This is a genomic window from Methanoregula sp. UBA64, from assembly GCF_002502735.1.
In the GTDB taxonomy this organism is placed as follows: Archaea; Halobacteriota; Methanomicrobia; order Methanomicrobiales; family Methanospirillaceae; genus Methanoregula.
In genome coordinates this window covers 179,771-195,179 of sequence record NZ_DAQC01000006.1, presented here as the reverse complement: position 1 = coordinate 195,179, position 15,409 = coordinate 179,771, and the positions used below count along the sequence as shown (strand labels likewise).

Annotated in this window: 16 protein-coding genes; 11 read left to right on the top strand and 5 right to left on the bottom strand. The window is 58.8% G+C overall.

Annotated elements, in window-relative coordinates; translation table 11 throughout:
• Positions 1-132: 132 nt before the first annotated feature.
• From BP758_RS09375 to BP758_RS09365, 3 genes are read right to left on the bottom strand one after another with little or no spacing between them, the layout of a single operon-like run.
• Positions 133-2,325 (bottom strand): elongation factor EF-2, encoded by a 2,193-nt coding sequence (locus BP758_RS09375; RefSeq protein WP_292370611.1) that lies wholly within the window; start codon positions 2,323-2,325, stop codon positions 133-135.
• A 24-nt stretch (positions 2,326-2,349) separates the two neighbouring features.
• On the bottom strand, positions 2,350-2,964 hold the full coding sequence (locus tag BP758_RS09370; RefSeq protein WP_292370705.1) for a 30S ribosomal protein S7: 615 nt from the start codon (positions 2,962-2,964) through the stop codon (positions 2,350-2,352).
• A gap of 5 nt (positions 2,965-2,969) precedes the next feature.
• The gene (locus BP758_RS09365) at positions 2,970-3,398 is read right to left on the bottom strand and encodes a 30S ribosomal protein S12 (RefSeq protein WP_292370610.1); all 429 of its coding nucleotides are present in this window, start codon (positions 3,396-3,398) and stop codon (positions 2,970-2,972) included.
• A gap of 169 nt (positions 3,399-3,567) precedes the next feature.
• On the opposite strand from BP758_RS09365, the gene BP758_RS09360 reads away from it, so the two are divergent.
• The 9 genes from BP758_RS09360 to sepS are packed head-to-tail and all read left to right on the top strand — an operon-like array spanning position 3,568 to position 12,116.
• On the top strand, positions 3,568-3,969 hold the full coding sequence (locus tag BP758_RS09360) for a 6-carboxytetrahydropterin synthase (RefSeq protein ID WP_292370609.1): 402 nt from the start codon (positions 3,568-3,570) through the stop codon (positions 3,967-3,969).
• The gene (locus BP758_RS09355; protein ID WP_292370608.1) at positions 3,970-4,578 is read left to right on the top strand and encodes a 7-carboxy-7-deazaguanine synthase QueE; all 609 of its coding nucleotides are present in this window, start codon (positions 3,970-3,972) and stop codon (positions 4,576-4,578) included. It abuts the gene before it with no gap.
• Positions 4,578-5,246, top strand: a complete 669-nt coding sequence (gene queC / locus BP758_RS09350; RefSeq protein ID WP_292370704.1) for a 7-cyano-7-deazaguanine synthase QueC — start codon at positions 4,578-4,580, stop codon at positions 5,244-5,246. The genes BP758_RS09355 and queC overlap by 1 nt, the downstream gene beginning before the upstream one ends.
• Position 5,247: 1 nt before the next feature.
• Positions 5,248-5,748, top strand: a complete 501-nt coding sequence (locus tag BP758_RS09345; protein ID WP_292370607.1) for an NUDIX hydrolase — start codon at positions 5,248-5,250, stop codon at positions 5,746-5,748.
• A complete protein-coding gene (locus BP758_RS09340) occupies positions 5,745-6,650 on the top strand; it encodes an alpha/beta hydrolase (RefSeq protein WP_292370606.1) in 906 nt (301 codons plus the stop codon). Before BP758_RS09345 ends, BP758_RS09340 begins: the two co-directional genes overlap by 4 nt.
• A gap of 39 nt (positions 6,651-6,689) precedes the next feature.
• On the top strand, positions 6,690-7,964 hold the full coding sequence (gene prf1 / locus BP758_RS09335) for a peptide chain release factor aRF-1 (RefSeq protein ID WP_292370605.1): 1,275 nt from the start codon (positions 6,690-6,692) through the stop codon (positions 7,962-7,964).
• Entirely contained in the window at positions 7,965-9,644 is a 1,680-nt protein-coding gene (argS, locus tag BP758_RS09330; RefSeq protein ID WP_292370604.1) for an arginine--tRNA ligase, read from the top strand.
• Positions 9,625-10,536 carry a 4-demethylwyosine synthase TYW1 gene (gene twy1, locus BP758_RS09325; protein WP_292370703.1) on the top strand — a complete coding sequence of 304 codons (912 nt, stop codon included), beginning with the start codon at positions 9,625-9,627 and terminating at the stop codon, positions 10,534-10,536. The genes argS and twy1 overlap by 20 nt, the downstream gene beginning before the upstream one ends.
• A complete protein-coding gene (gene sepS, locus BP758_RS09320; protein WP_292370603.1) occupies positions 10,533-12,116 on the top strand; it encodes an O-phosphoserine--tRNA ligase in 1,584 nt (527 codons plus the stop codon). The genes twy1 and sepS overlap by 4 nt, the downstream gene beginning before the upstream one ends.
• Before the next feature lie 7 nt (positions 12,117-12,123).
• Here sepS and BP758_RS09315 read toward each other — a convergent pair whose 3' ends face one another.
• Both BP758_RS09315 and BP758_RS09310 read right to left on the bottom strand, forming a co-directional pair.
• The gene (locus BP758_RS09315) at positions 12,124-13,563 is read right to left on the bottom strand and encodes a sensor histidine kinase (RefSeq protein WP_292370602.1); all 1,440 of its coding nucleotides are present in this window, start codon (positions 13,561-13,563) and stop codon (positions 12,124-12,126) included.
• Positions 13,564-13,657: 94 nt separating this feature from the next.
• On the bottom strand, positions 13,658-14,623 hold the full coding sequence (locus BP758_RS09310; protein WP_292370601.1) for a phosphoribulokinase: 966 nt from the start codon (positions 14,621-14,623) through the stop codon (positions 13,658-13,660).
• 129 nt (positions 14,624-14,752) lie between these two features.
• Between BP758_RS09310 and BP758_RS09305 the strand changes: the two genes are divergently transcribed.
• Both BP758_RS09305 and BP758_RS09300 read left to right on the top strand, forming a co-directional pair.
• Positions 14,753-15,139: a hypothetical protein gene (locus BP758_RS09305; RefSeq protein WP_292370600.1), complete on the top strand. Its 387-nt coding sequence runs from the start codon at positions 14,753-14,755 to the stop codon at positions 15,137-15,139.
• A gap of 36 nt (positions 15,140-15,175) precedes the next feature.
• Positions 15,176-15,409, top strand: coding sequence for a helix-turn-helix transcriptional regulator (locus tag BP758_RS09300; RefSeq protein WP_292370599.1), 234 nt, complete (start codon positions 15,176-15,178; stop codon positions 15,407-15,409).

Below are 15,409 nucleotides of genomic sequence, written 5' to 3'. Positions count from 1 at the left end.
GCCACCGGATCACAAAAAAGGATAGGAAACGATGCGGGGCACCCGGCAAAACCGGCCGCAAAAGAGACGGTCCCGTCTGACGGGAAAACATGCTAAAAAAAGAACGGGAACAGGGAAAAAGGATGAAAGGGATTATCCGAGGTAATCGCTCGGGGTCGGCATCTGCTCTTTGAGGCCTTTCCTCTTGCGGATTGCAACGACTACGTCTTTTACCATGTTGTTGGGGACAAGTTCAAAGCCCGAGAACTCGGTGTTCCACATGGCACGGCCTTCAGTTGCGGACCGGATATCGCCGGCAAACCCGAAGAGCTCGGCGACCGGGGCTTTCCCGACCACTGTGATCGTGTCGCCCTCGCTCTGCATGTCGAAGACCTGGCCGCGCCGTCCCTGGATCTGGGAGGTTGCGGCGCCCATCTGGTCCATCGGGACCGAGATCTGGATCTTCTGGACCGGCTCCAAGAGCGAGTCGCCGGCAATGAGCATACCACCCTTGATTGCGCCACGGACGGCGGGGATGACCTGTGCCGGGCCACGGTGGATTGCATCTTCGTGGAGCTTGACATCGGTCAGGGTCATTTTGAGGTTCTGGACGGGCTCGTCAGCGAGCGGGCCGCCGGCAAGGGCTTCGTTGATACCTTCGATGATGAGTTCCATTGTTTCGTTGAGGTACTGGACACCCTTGGTCATATCGATGAGCATGTTCGTGCCCTTGATATGCTTGACGTTTTTCGCCTCGTCCTTGTCCATGCCTGCCTTTAAGAGCACGTCACGGCGTTCGATGGCCTGCTGGTTCATCGAGACATCGCCGGCCTTGATCATGGTAACGATCTCATCCGGCAGCGGTTCGAGCGTGAAGTAGAACCGGTTGTGGCGGTTCGGGGATTTTCCTTCAACATTCTCCACCTTGCCGGTAACGGTCTCACGGTACACGACAATCGGTTCGGAGGTGACGATCTCGACACCCTTGTCGCGCTTGATACGGCCGGTGATGATCTCAAGGTGCAGCTCGCCCATACCGGCGATCAGGTGCTCACCGGTCTCTTCGTTGATAGCGATAACGAGCGTCGGGTCTTCCTTTGCAACCTGCCGGAGCACTTCGACTAACTTGGGCAGGTCCTTCATGTTCTTTGCCTCGACGGCAACGGTCATGACCGGTTCGGAGTAGTGCTTGAGCGACTCAAACGGCGACATCTCCATGAGGGAGGTGACGGTCGAACCGACAATGGCGTCCTTAAGGCCGGTGACTGCCGCGATGTTTCCTGCGACAATCTCCTCGACCTCGACACGCTTCGGGCCCATGAAGATACCAACCTGCTGGAGACGGTTCTCCTTTTTGGCGGAACCCATGACGTAGAGGCTGTCGCCGCGCCGGAGCGTCCCGGAGAAGAGACGGCCCGTTGCAACTTCGCCCGCGTGGGGGTCAAACGAGATATCGGTAACCATCATCGTTGCCGGACCGTTCGGGTCGCAGGCGAGCATTGCCTTCCCTTCCTTTGTCGAGTGGTCTCCGTGCCAGATAACGTTCACACGCCGGGGCTGGGCCTCGAGCGGGTTTGGCAGGTGGTGGACGACCATGTCGAGCACGACTTCGTAGAGCGGGCTGTTCTTTGCGAGGAACTTCATGTCGCCGGCCCGGCACTTCTCGAAAACGTCCTTAAAGGAGACGCCACTCTTTTTCATGTACGGGACAGAGATAGCCCAGTTGTAGAGCGCGGACCCGAAGGCAACCGTTCCTTTCGAGGCATCGAGTTTCCAGCCGTTGTTGTAGGCTTCCTCGTTCATGCCCTTGATGAGCTTGTTGACCTTGTCGATCACTTTCCCGAGCCGGATCTGCATCTCGGTCTCGTCGACCTTGATCTCGTTAACCAGCCGGTCAACCTTGTTGATGAAGAGGACCGGGCGGACCTGCTCCTTTAATGCCTGCCGGAGCACGGTCTCGGTCTGGGGCATCGTGCCTTCGACTGCATCGACGAGCACAACGGCGCCGTCGACCGCACGCATTGCACGCGTAACGTCGCCACCGAAGTCAACGTGGCCCGGCGTATCGATCATGTTGATGAGATAATCCTGGCCTTCGACTTCGTGCACCATCGAGACGTTCGACGCATCGATCGTGATACCGCGGGCCTGCTCTTCTGCATCCGAATCCATGAAGAGCTGTTTGCCCGCGAGTTCTTCTGAGATAATACCGGCGCCCGCAAGCAGGTTATCGGAAAGCGTGGTCTTGCCGTGGTCGATGTGGGCCACGATACCAATGTTCCTGATGTGCTTGGGGTCTTTCATGAGCTCGACTACGCGCTCTACCGTTTTTTTGCCGCGTGACATGAAAATAACCTCGAAAAAAGATGTTTACCGGGCGGACTTTGCAATCCGCTCTTTTTCTTCCTTTTTCCCGACCGAGTAACACTTCGCGTCGCCTTTCGCGGCGGCGATCAGTTCGTCGGCGAGAATCGCGCTTGCGGGTTTCTTGTTCTTGCGCGAGGACTTCCAGACTGCCTCGGCAATGAACCCGACTGCAGAGTCGACACGGCGCAGGGGCGCGGTATCGACCGACTTCGGGACATTGATCCCACCGTATTTGAGACGAACGGTCTCTTCGCGGGGGCCGGTGTTCCCGATGGCCTCGACAAGAACCTCGACCGGGTTTCTCTTGGTCTTCTTGTTGATGATCTCGAATGCATCCCGCACAATCCCTATTGCCAGCTGCTTCTTGCCGGTGTTATTCTCGGTCTGCATCAGGCGGTTGATCAACCGCTCGACAATCATCATATTTGCCTTATTGAACTCCTGGCGCGAGAACTTTCCGCAGGAGTGGGGGATGATCTGGGGGGTGAGATTGACGTACCGCACCAGGCTCGGGTCAGTGACTTTGACTTCGGCTACGTCCCACTTGTTAAAGAGCAAGGCCTTTGACTGGTGGATTGTTGCTTCCGGGGCTTCTGTCTTTACTTCTGCTTCTGCCATCATGATCACCTGCGCGGTTTCTCCTTCCTGCCAATCACCATCTCGTGGAGGCAGACGTTGTTAACGCTCGTGACCACGTACCGGACCCCGGGGATATCTCCCATGGACCGGCCCAGACGGCCGCCGATGCCTTCGATCTCGACTTCATCGTGTTCGTCGATGAAGTTAATGGCGCCGTCGCCCACCGCAAAGGCAGTGACCTGCCGTCCGTTCTTGATGAGCTGGACGCGCACGCACTTCCGGATTGCGGAGTTGGGCTGCTTGGCCTCGACACCGACTTTCTCAAGTACTATACCCCTCGCCTGCGGAGCGCCTTCCAGCGGATCCGACTTCTCATCGAGGTTGAGTTCGCGGCGGGCGTAATTCTTGTCGCTCCACCGGAATTTCTGAGAGTCCCGAACCAGTTTTCTGGCTGCAAATTTACCCTGTCCCATTAAAGAGCCTCATTTTAAGTTTGTTCTCGTGGATATCGAAACCCCACGCTGAGATATATACTAGCGCGGGGAACCGATTTATAAATTGTGGCATCCCACCTGCCTGTCTTTTACTATTAGCCCTCTCTGCTCATAATATTATATCCCCGCCCGGCCAATGAGTGCAGTAATGACAGTCGGTATCTATAAAGAGGTGCAGATCGACACCAGCCACCGGCTCCTCCATTACCACGGCAAGTGCGCGAACCTCCACGGCCACCGCTGGAAGATCGAGGTCTGGATGGAAGGCGAGCCGGGCCCGGAAACACAGATCGTGATTGATTATTCCGTGATAAAAAAGGTCGTAGAGAAGTACGACCACCAGATTATCCTGAATAAAGACGACCCGATGGTGCCCCGGATCGCAGAGTTCCACCCGGTGATCACAACCCCGGGCGACCCGACAAGCGAGCTCATTGCCACCATTATCCGGGACGACCTGACGGCCGCCTGCCGCGAACTGGGGCTCCGCGCGAGCGTAAAGAAGATCCGGGTGTGGGAATCGCCGACCTCCTGTGCCGAGATTTCATAAATGAAACTTGCCGAGATCTTTTCAAGCCTCCAGGGAGAGGGCGTGCGGCAGGGCGCACCCTGCCTCTTTGTCCGGCTCTCTGGCTGCAACCTTTCCTGCCGCTGGTGCGATACCCGGGAAGCGTTAACCGGCGGTACAGAGGTAAGCGAGGATGTTGTCCTCGAACAATGCTGGCGCCAGAACCCGCGCTATGTCTGCATCACGGGCGGCGAGCCGCTCCTCCAGACCGAAGCGCTCCTCCCGCTCCTTTTATCGTTACAAAAGCGCGGGATCGCGATCGATATCGAGACCAACGGCACCATCGATTTTACTCCCGTCCAGCCGTACGCCTCGGTCTGCATGGACGTCAAGTGCCCGTCCTCGGGAGAGAGGAGCGACCTTTCGCTCCTTGCAAAAATCCGGCCCGAAGATTCCGTGAAGTTCGTGGTGGCTGATCTCGCTGACTGCCGGTTTGCCCATGAGGTGATCGACAGCCACCCGATCGCCGGGCCGGTCTTCTTCTCCCCCGTCTTTGGTGCGGACACGGAACCGCTCGTCCGCTATATTCTCAAAAACAACCTCCCGGTCCGGTTCCAGGTCCAGCTCCACAAGGTCCTGGGAGTGAAATGATGAAGGCGGCCTGCCTTCTCTCCGGCGGGATGGACTCGTCCACCCTTGCATATTATGCAAAAAACGAAGGCTGCGATATCTGCGCGCTCCACGCAAACTACGGCCAGCGCACGGAAAATAAGGAGCGGGCCTGCGCGCAAAAGATCGCATCGCTTCTGGGTGCGCGCGATTTTACCGAGATCGATCTCCGGTACTTTGAGCAGTTCCGGGCAAGCAGCCTGACCGACCGGGAGATGGAAGTCGACCGGTTCGACCCGGCGCGGGCCGGTGTCCCGAACACCTACGTGCCCTTCCGGAACGCAAACCTCCTTGCCATTGCAACCAGCTATGCGGAGGCAAAAGGCGCAGACGCGATCTTCATCGGAGTCCAGGCGCTCGACTACTCGGGTTACCCGGACTGCCGGCCGGAGTTCATCGATGCGTTCCGGCGCGCGATCGCGCTCGGGACAAAAGAGACCACGCATATCGGGCTTGAAACGCCGTTTATCCGGATGACCAAGACGGATATCCTCAAAATCGGCACGGAACTCGGGGTTCCGTACGAGCACACGTGGTCCTGCTACAAAAACGAAGACCGGGCCTGCGGCACCTGCGGCTCGTGCCATTTCCGGCGCGAAGCATTTGCCGCGCTCGGGAGACGCGACCCGATCCCGTACGAGGGTGACTGATATGGAGATCTTCCGCGGGAGAAAACTCTGGATCGAGACGAAAAAGCTCACGCTTCCAAATGGTGTCGAAAAGGACGCGGTGATCGTCCACCCCAGAGGCGCGGTCGCGATCCTGCCGGTGACAGAGACCGGCTACCTGCTCCTGCGCCAGTACCGGTACGCGGTCGGGCAGTACATTTACGAAGCGCCGGCCGGAACCATGGAGGACGGCGAGGAACCGATAGAAACCGCCCGGCGCGAGCTCATCGAGGAGGCCGGGATGGCGGCAGGAACCCTCGTCCCCAGGGGCTTCATCTATACCACGCCCGGGTTTACGGACGAGAAGATCTGGCTCTTTGAGGCCCGGGGGCTCACCCCCTCGCAGGAATTCGAAAAAGATGCAGACGAAGTGATCGAAGTGAAAAGCGTACCACGGGACGAGACGGATGCAATGGTCCGGGACGGTACCATCTGCGATGCAAAGACGATCTGCCTGCTCCACCGCTGCCAAGGGGAGAAATGATGCGGGGATACTTCGCGGCCGCCGGGCTCGCGCTGCTCGTTGTGCTTGCACTCTTTGCCGGCTGCACAGGCAGTACACCGTCGCCCTCGTACTCCGTTGACAAGAGCGGCGTGCTCTCGGTCACCTGCCCGCAGGCAACCGCAAACGAGACGGTGCTCGTGACGAACAGCACGTACACGGTCTCGCGCTATGTCCTCTCCACGCCGACCGGCAATGTCGTGACCTATCTCTCCTACCCGGAAAAACCAAAGGCCGTACTCGTGTACATCCCGGGCGCGGGAGAGAGGGTAGCGGGCCACGCAGACCGGATGCTTGCGTACGCCCAGGCCGGCTATGCGTTCATGTTTGTGGACACCCGGGGCCGGGGCGGCGAGACGGAAGGGTACGCGTTCTCCCCGCAGGAAGACTATGCGAAATTCAAGGCAAATAACCAGAACGACTGGCCGGAGTTCTATGAGACCATCTGCGACATCTCGTCTGCCCGGGCCCTGCTTGCCGCAAAGTTCGGCGTGCCGGTGTACGCGGTCGGGGGCAGCAACGGCGGCAGGTACGCCGCAGTCGCGGCAGGGACCGACAAGAACTTTGCCGGCTATATCGGGATCTCGACAGCCGACTGGGGACTAAAGGACGCGGTTCTCGCGCAGGGCGGGAGCGGTGACGTGCTCCGGTTTGCCGAATCGCTCGAACCGGGCACGTATCTTCCGAAAATTTCCCCGCGCCCGGTCTGGATGTACCATAACGCTACCGACCCCGTCATCCCGTATGCCTTAGGAGAGGCGCTCTATGCCACGGCAGGCGAGCCAAAGACGTTTACCGAATTTAACGGGGGCCACGGGATCGACAGTGACGTGGACAACAAAATCATAGCCCACCTTGCGCAAATTTATGGTACGCAAGCATGAATAAGTACAGGCTTTAGAAGGAGAGGCTGATTCCCGCTCATGACAGAACCCGTGGAGATGGACGAGGCGCGCAAGCGCTACGAGTTCAAAAAGACGCTCGAAAAACTACAGGCGCAGGAAGGGGACGGCACGGAGCTCATCACGCTCTACATCCCGCCCGACAAGCAGATCTTCGATGTGACCGGCCAGTTAAAGGACGAGTTTGGCCAGTGCGCGAACATCAAGAGCAAGCAGACGAGAACGAACGTCCAGAGCGCAATCTCCTCGATCCTCTCCCGGCTCAAGTACTACAAGCGCCCGCCGGAAAAAGGCATGGCGGTCTTCTGCGGCACGGTAAAACTCTATGGCGACCGGACCGACCTCCAGTGTACGATCATCGAGCCGCCCGAGCCCCTCAACACCTACATGTACCGGTGCAGTTCGAGCTTCGAGCTCGAACCCTTAAAACAGATGCTCGAAGAGAAGTACGTATACGGACTTCTCGTTCTGGACCGGCGCGAGGCCTACTGGGGCTTTTTGCGCGGCAACCGGATCGAGCCGATCGGCGGATCGACCTCAACAGTCCCGGGCAAGATGAGGAAAGGCGGCCAGTCGGCGGCCCGGTTCGGCCGGCTGCGTGAGATCGCCATCAACGAGTTCTACACCAAAGTCGGCGAGCGGTCGAGCGCGATCTTCCTTGCAGAGAAAGACTACTTTAACCGGTTCAAGGGCCTTTTGATCGGCGGCCCGAGCCCGACAAAGGAAGAGTTCGAGGCGGGCAGTTTCCTCCACCACGAGGTCCAGAAGCGGGTAATCGGCCTCTTTGACGTTGCGTACACAAACGAAGACGGCCTTCCCGAGCTCGTGGACGCGGCAAAGGACGCCCTCTCCGGCATGACGGTCATTAAGGAAAAGACCCTCATGGAGAAGTTCCTAAAAGAACTCGTAAAGGACAACAACGGCCTTGCCGCGTACGGGGAAGAGAGTATAAGGAAAAACCTCGAACTCGGCGCGGTCGACACCCTCCTGTTGTCCGCAAACCTGCGGAAATCGCGGCTCAAGATAAAATGCCAGAGCTGCGACCATGCCGAGGAGCGGACCGTGAGCATGCCGGTGGGAAAGACCGTCCGGGACATCGATCTCGGCAACTGCCCGAAATGCACGGCGCCGCTCATTCTCGACGAGGAGATCGATATCATCGACGAACTGGCAAAGCTCGCCGATGCTTCGAGCGCAAAAGTGGAACTCATTTCGGACGATTTCGAGGAGGGCTCGATCCTCTTCTCGGCATTTGGCGGGATTGCCGCCATCCTGCGGTACAGGACGGGATACTAGATGATTTTTGATACACCAGCAGCAATAAAAAAAGCACTTTCTGAATGCACGGGCCTTCCCGAGATCCCGCTCACCGATGGCGGCGATCACGCCGATCTCGCGACAACCGCTGCATTCGCTCTTGCAAAGACAAAGAAACAGGCGCCGGCAAAGATCGCGCAGGAGCTTGCCGAAGAGCTCAAAAAGAATTCCGAACTCGCGGACCTTGGCGTTACGATCGAGGCAACGGGCCCGTACGTGAACTTTGTCTTCGGGAAAGCCTACGTGAGCGCGGCAATAAAAGCCGCCGTGCAGCCCGGCTACGGTTCCCTCCCGCCAAAGGATGCGCCCCGGATCGTGCTCGAACACACGAGCGCAAACCCGAACGGTCCCCTGCACGTGGGACACATCCGGAACTCTATTATCGGCGACTCGCTTGCCCGGGCGTTCCGGAAAGCCGGCTACCGGCTCGAAGTCCAGTACTATGTCAACGACATGGGCCGGCAGATCGCGATCGTAACCTGGGGCTTTGACCACCTGGAACACGACCAGCTGCCGGGCGAGAAAGAGGACGCCCACATTGCCCGGGTCTATATTGCGGCAAACCGGGAGATAGAAAAAGACAAGGAACGGATCACAAAAGAGGTCGACGGGCTCATGGAGCTCGTGGAGAGCGGCGACCCGGTAACGGTAAAGAAATTCCGTAACGAGGTCTCCCGCTGCCTCGACGGCTTTGCGGTCACGATGAAAAACCTCAACGTGAAGCACGACCGGTTTGTCTGGGAGAGCGACTTTGTAAGGAATGGCGACACAAAGCGCGTGATCGGGAAGATAGAAAAGCTCCCGCAGGCAACCCACGAGGGCACGCTCCTCGCGCTCGACCTTACCGAATTCGGGTTCGAGAACAAGTACGTGATGCGGAGGAGCGACGGCACCTCGGTATACGCGGCCCGCGATCTGGCGTTCCACACCTGGAAGAGTACGAACTTCGACCGGGCGATCGATGTGCTCGGCGCCGACCACAAGCTGATCGGGGCCCAGCTCCAGTGCACGTTGAAACTCCTCGGGATAAAACCCCCGGAGATCGTCCACTTCGAGTTCGTCTCGCTCCCCGAGGGTTCGATGAGCACGCGGGCGGGCAAGTTCGTCTCGGCCGACGACCTGATCGACGAGGTCACGAAGCGCGCCTTTGACGAGGTCACGGCCCGGAGGCCCGAGCTCGACGAGGCGGCCCGCAGGAGCATCGCGGCATCCGTTGCCCGGGCCGGGATCCGTTACGATATCGTAAAGATCTCGCCCGAGAAGAGCACGGTCTTTGACTGGAAGCAGGCGCTCGACTTCGAACGCCAGAGCGGGCCCTACATCCAGTACGCCCATGCCCGTGCGTGCAGTATCTTAGAGAAAGCCGGGGAGTTTGAGCCCTGCTACGATCTTGAGACCGAGCAGGAGATCATCCTTGCAAAGAAGATCGCAAAGTTCCCGTCCGTGATCGGGAAAGTGGTTGCCGAGCTCCGCCCGCACCTGCTCGCCACCTATGCCCACGAGCTCGCGGACACCTTCAACACCTTCTACCACTACGAGCCGGTCCTCAAGAGCGAAGGAAAGGTCCGCGACCGCCGGCTCACCCTGGTAAAGGCCGTGCAGAATACGCTTCATGAAGCGCTCGAAACGCTCGGGATCGATGCCATCCGGACCATGTGATGCCTTAACCAGGCAGGGTTACCTCTTTTTTTCGCCACAGTCTTCGGCAGCGCTCAAGCCCTGTCTCTGGTGCAAGCGGGCGCTTGCCGGCGGGGAAATGTGCTACAAGCACCAGTTCTACGGGATCGACAGCCACCGCTGCGTCCAGATGACGCCGACGCTCAAATGTAACCAGCGCTGCCTCTTCTGCTGGCGCTCGTTCGAGCACGAAGCCGTTGAGGTCGGGGAGTGCCCGCCGGAAACGATCCTTGCGGGCGTGCACCGGCTCCAGAAGCAGGCGCTTGCCGGCTACAACGCGGTGCTCGACAATACCGTAACCGAAGAAAAGTGGAAAGAGGCGCTCGCCCCAAAACACGTGGCGATCTCCCTCTCGGGCGAGCCCACGCTGTACTCGCGGCTCCCGGAGCTTGTCGACCTCTTCAATACAAACGGCTACACCACCTTTGTCGTGAGTAACGGCACGAACCCGGACGTGCTTGCAAAATGCCGGCCGTTCCAGCAGTACGTCTCGCTCGATGCTCCCGACATTGAGACATATACGAGGATCTGCCGGCCGCTCGGGGACCCGGGAGCGTTCTGGGAGCGGATCCATGAAAGCCTTGCGGGGCTCAAAACAAAGCGTTCGGCGGTAAGGATCACGCTCGTCGCGGGCCATAACGACACCGACCCCGCCGGCTATGCCCGGATCCTCCAGGATTCGGGGGCAACCTTTGTCGAGGTGAAAGGATACATGTATCTGGGATACAGTAGAAACCGGTTGCAACGGACGAACATGCCGGAGCATGCGCAGGTGCGGGCATTTGCGGAAAAAATTGCCGCATCGTGCGATTATACAATCCGGGATGAAAATCCCCTAAGCAGGGTCATCTGCATGGAGCGCGAGGAAACATGAAATTCAATCCGCAGGAATGGAAAGAAAAATCCCACCAAAACTTCGAAGGGACCTGGCACGAGGGGCCCTCGGTCGTCACCCCGCCGGGAGAGGACAAAAAATACCCCCGGCTCCGGTACACCCGGGCACATGCGCACCCGATCTTCGAGACGATCAACCGGCTGCGCGAGATCTACCTCTCGATGGGCTTTGACGAGATCGAGAACCCGGTGATCGTTGAAGAAAACGAGATCTATAGGCAGTTCGGGCCCGAAGCCATGGCCGTTCTCGACCGGGTCTTCTATGTCGGCGGCCTTCCGCGCCCGAATGTCGGGATCGCCCGGGCACAGCTCGATGCCATCAACGCGATCCTCAAAAAGCCCATGCCGGCCCCGACCGAGGAGAAACTCCGGGAGACGCTCCACGCGTACAAGAAGTCCGAGATCGATGGCGACGAGCTGACCCACGAGCTCGCAAAGGTGCTCGATACAGACGACGGGAACGTGGTCCACATCCTTGACTCGGTCTTCCCCGAATTCAAATCGCTCGCCCCGGAGTCCTCGCGGAACACGCTGCGGAGCCACATGACAAGCGGCTGGTTCATGACGCTCGGCTCGATCTGGGAAAAGACGCCGCTGCCCATCAAGCTCTTCTCGGTGGACCGCTGCTTCCGGCGCGAGCAGGCCGAGGGGCCGACCCGGCTCATGGCCTACCACTCGGCATCCTGCGTTGTTGCGGGCGACGATGTAACGCTCGAAGACGGGAAAGCTATCAGCGAGGCGCTCCTCTCCGCGTTCGGGTACGAGGACTTCCGTTTCCAGCCCGACGAGAAGCGCTCCAAGTACTATATGCCCGACTCGCAGACCGAAGTATACGCAAAGCACCCGGTCCACGGCTGGGTGGAGGTCGCGACATTCGGCATGTACTCGCCATCGGCGCTCGGCGAGTACGGCGTCGGGATCCCGGTCATGAACCTCGGCCTTGGTGTCGAACGGCTCGCGATGATCGCGTACAATGCAACCGATATCCGCCAGCTCTCCTATCCGCAGTTCTTCCCCCGGCAGGTAAGCGACCGCGAACTCGCACGGGCCGTGCACCTCAAAGCCGAGCCGGTAACCATCGAAGGCAAGGTAATCGCACAGGCAATTGCCGCAGCCGGTGCAGCAAACGCAGCGGCTCAGGGGCCCTGCTCCTTTGAGGCATACAAAGGATCGCTCCTTGGAGCGCAGGTAACCGTCACGGTCGAAGAGACCGAGGCAAATGCAAAACTTCTCGGGCCGGCCTGCGCAAACGAGATCTTTGCCCACGACGGGAACATCCTCGGCGTGCCCGATGCGGAGAAGTGGAAGGACGTGCGGGAAAACGGCGTCCACACCGGGATCACCTACCTTGCCGCAGCCTCGGCGTTTGCCGCTGCCGAGATCGAGCAGGCCGCCCGGTGCAAAAAGGGCACGCTCGTGCAGGTCAAGATGGCAAAACACCCCAGTGACATCAATTTAAAAATCGATGACTACGCGGTCCGGGCAATCACGGACAACAAGAAAAAGATCGATGTCAGGGGACCGGTCTTTGTCTCGGTAAAATCGGTTATCGGGGAATAATTTTTTTTCAGGCCAGCTGTGCGGGCGCATCGGGGACCCGGCGCCCGTAGATGCCCTTTGGGACAAGGATCTCGAACCGGGCGCCGCGCCCTTCGGTTCCCGTCTCGCGGATCTGCATCCGGCTGTTTGCGAGGATCTCCCGGCTCAGGTACAGGCCAAGGCCGGTGTTGTGGAAGTACTCGCGCCGGAAGATCTTCTCCTTAACCCCCGCCGGGATCCCCACGCCGTCGTCCTCGTACACGATCACAAGACCGTCCCCGGTCTCTTCTGAGGAAATCCTCACGGACGAGATCTTCTGCCCGTGGCGGAGGGAATTTTCCAGGAGATTGAAAAAGACTTTTTCAATGAGCGGGTCGGCAGAGACCCAGAGATCGTTTACGGCACAGTCGATCCGGACCCCCTGGTGATCGAGGCCCGCGGCGGCTTTTGCAACAACCGCGTCGAGGTTCTGCCACCGGGGTTCCGCACACCCGATCTCCTGGTAGTCCCGGGTAAAGAGGATCTGGGTCTGGATCGTTTCGGCAGCGGATATCGCTTTTGAAAGGGCGGATTTGACGGCGGGATTCGTGCTGAGCTCAAGGGAGTACTGCAGGTACCCGTAGATCCCGGTCAGCTGGTTGATGATGTCGTGCCGGGTAATGGAGTTCATGATCCCGAGATTTTTGAGCGCTCCCCGCAGGGCCTGCTCTGCCATCTTCTGGCCGGTGATATCGCGTCCCACCGACTGGAACCCGACCTCCCCGGTCTCTTCATCGAAGATCGCACGGGTGTTCCAGAGCTGCCAGGCTTCCCTCCCGTCGGGAAGTTCCCAGACGAACTCGCTAGAGTCCATGGGTTTGTCCTTTGTTAAGGCGCCAAGGGAGGTAAGGAAGGAGTCGCCTTTCCCAAACGGCGGGAGTGTTACCCTGCCAGGGGGGAGCGCGTCATGAGCCAGAGAGAAATACCGGCAATAGGCATCGTTTGCAAACACCAGCGTCCCGTCGCGGGTAAACCGGATAATGAACTCCGACTGGTCCCCGACAACGTTGCGGTAGCGTTTCTCGCTCTGCACGAGCGCCTCCTTGATCCGGTGCTGCTCGGCGGCCTGACAGATATAATGCCGGAGGATCAAAAACCGCTGCCGGGGATCGCTTCCTTTGAGCAGGTAAAACGTCGCCCCGGTGTTGAGGGCGTTGATGGTATCTTCGTGGGTGGATTTTTTTGCAAAAAAGATAAACGGCGTCGTATCCCTGCGTACCCGGCGCAGGACTTCAAGGAACGTGACGCCCGTAGTGACCGCAAGACTCGACTCGGAGACAATGACGTCGAACCGCTGCTCCCGGAGGAGATCCAGCGCATCGTACGCGGACGCACGTGCGGTGACCCGGATATCGGAGTCCCGGCTTAAAAATTCCCGGACTTCCGCGCGGAGACCGGCATCGGCGTCCACGTACAGAACAGAGATCATGAATGTGTCAGGAAACTAGGCGTTCTTCCCTCACATACTTGTCGGGACGGGCAGGAATTGCGGACTTTTTTATTAAAAAAACGGCTCTTCTGGCTCACGGACCCTGCAAAAAGATCCTCCGGTGGATGATCCGCCACGAGAGAACGAGCTGGACCAGATCGGTCGCGGTAACCGTGGTGCGGTTCTCAAAGAGCGTGATCGGGTGGACCCCGGTCTGCTGCTCGATGCTCCGTTCGAGTTTTCGTACCGTCTCGTAGTTCATCTCGCCGTCAAAGGTGAGCGCCCGCATCCGTGCACAGGCAACATTCTCGGTCGAGAACTCGATGGAGAAGTCCCGGTCGTGGAAGAGGAGGAGCGAGTTGAGGTCAATCGTGAGGTCGGCGGCCCCGGCGATTGCCCCGTCCATCCGGTGCTGCATGAGGGAGATCCGGTAGATGTTTTCCGATGCGCCTTTCTCCTTCCCGTATCGGGACGGGCTGATCCGGATCACGGCATCGGCAAGGCAGCGCTGCGGCCCGATGAACTCAAAAAAATCCTTTTCGCGCCGCCGGATCTCTTCAGTTACTTCGGCCGGGGTGTACCCGCGGTTTTTTGTGTCGCGTTTCTGCTTCCATGCGTACTTGATCTCCGGGTCCGGGTCGACAAAGACGGAGAAGTCGGTAAGTTCCCTGAGCCGGGGGGTAAAGAGCGTGTGGAGCCCTTCGAGGATGATGATCTTTTTCGATACGAACGGTACGGGCGGGTCGAAGGTGCCGGTCGTGTGGTTGTACACCGGCTTCTGGATTGCGTACCCCTCTTTGAGCCGGGCCACATCGGCTTCGAGCCCCGCAAGGTTGTTGGCATCCGGGTGGAGCGGGGTGATATCGCGTTTTTTCCGCTCCTCCCGGTCATATTTGTGGTAGTCGTCGAGCGTGATCGTGGCGACAAGATCGGGCCCGAAGATCTGGCGGATCGCGTTTGTGAACGTGGTCTTCCCGGATCCGCTGTCCCCGGCAACGCCGATGATAAAGACAAGCGGCGAGCGGGCGATGATCTCCTGGAAGGGGGGCGTTCGGGGCATGTACCCGTACCTGATACGCCATCCCACATAAGGGTGCAGGAACCGGCGCCCCGCAACAAATGTTAGAAAAAGATAACTTTATTACCTCACAAATGTTAGAATAAAATAACAATATGTGAGGTAATTCGCATGAAACCAAGAAATATGTACCGAATTATTATTGGGATCGTGATGGTAATCTACGGGCTGGCCTTTGCCCTGATGAGCGGCAGCGACACGATTGTCGGGACGGTCCTTGCCTGTGCCGGTCTCGCGTTTCTCGTAACGGGGATCATCCGCCACCGGAAGTACGGCGACGAGCCCGAGTCGGACGAGCGCTCAAAGAAGATCGGGGCATATGGCATCACGTACGCGTGGCTGACCGGCCTTTTTTTCATGACCGCGCTCTTCTGGCTCGATTACGCCGGCTGGCTCCGGCTCGGCACCCAAAACGCACTTGCGGCATCCGTTCTTGTCCTTGCATTGTCCGCGGTAGTGTACCAGGCATGGCTCTTCCGCAAAGGGGATGTCGGTTAAGGCGGAAAAATATCCGGGACAGGCTGATGGACACTCATGCAGACAAAAATTAAGGAATACCGGGCCCGGTACTCCCTTACCCAGGAAGGGCTCGCAAAAGTGGTGGGCGTAAGGCGCGAGACGATCGTCTTTCTCGAACAGGGAAAGTACAACCCGTCGCTCAAGCTCGCGCACGATGTGGCAAAGGCGCTGCACACGACCATCGACGACCTTTTTATTTTCGATGACGATGAGCCCGGGCCGGAAAGCCGGGTCGTGCTCGTAGACTAA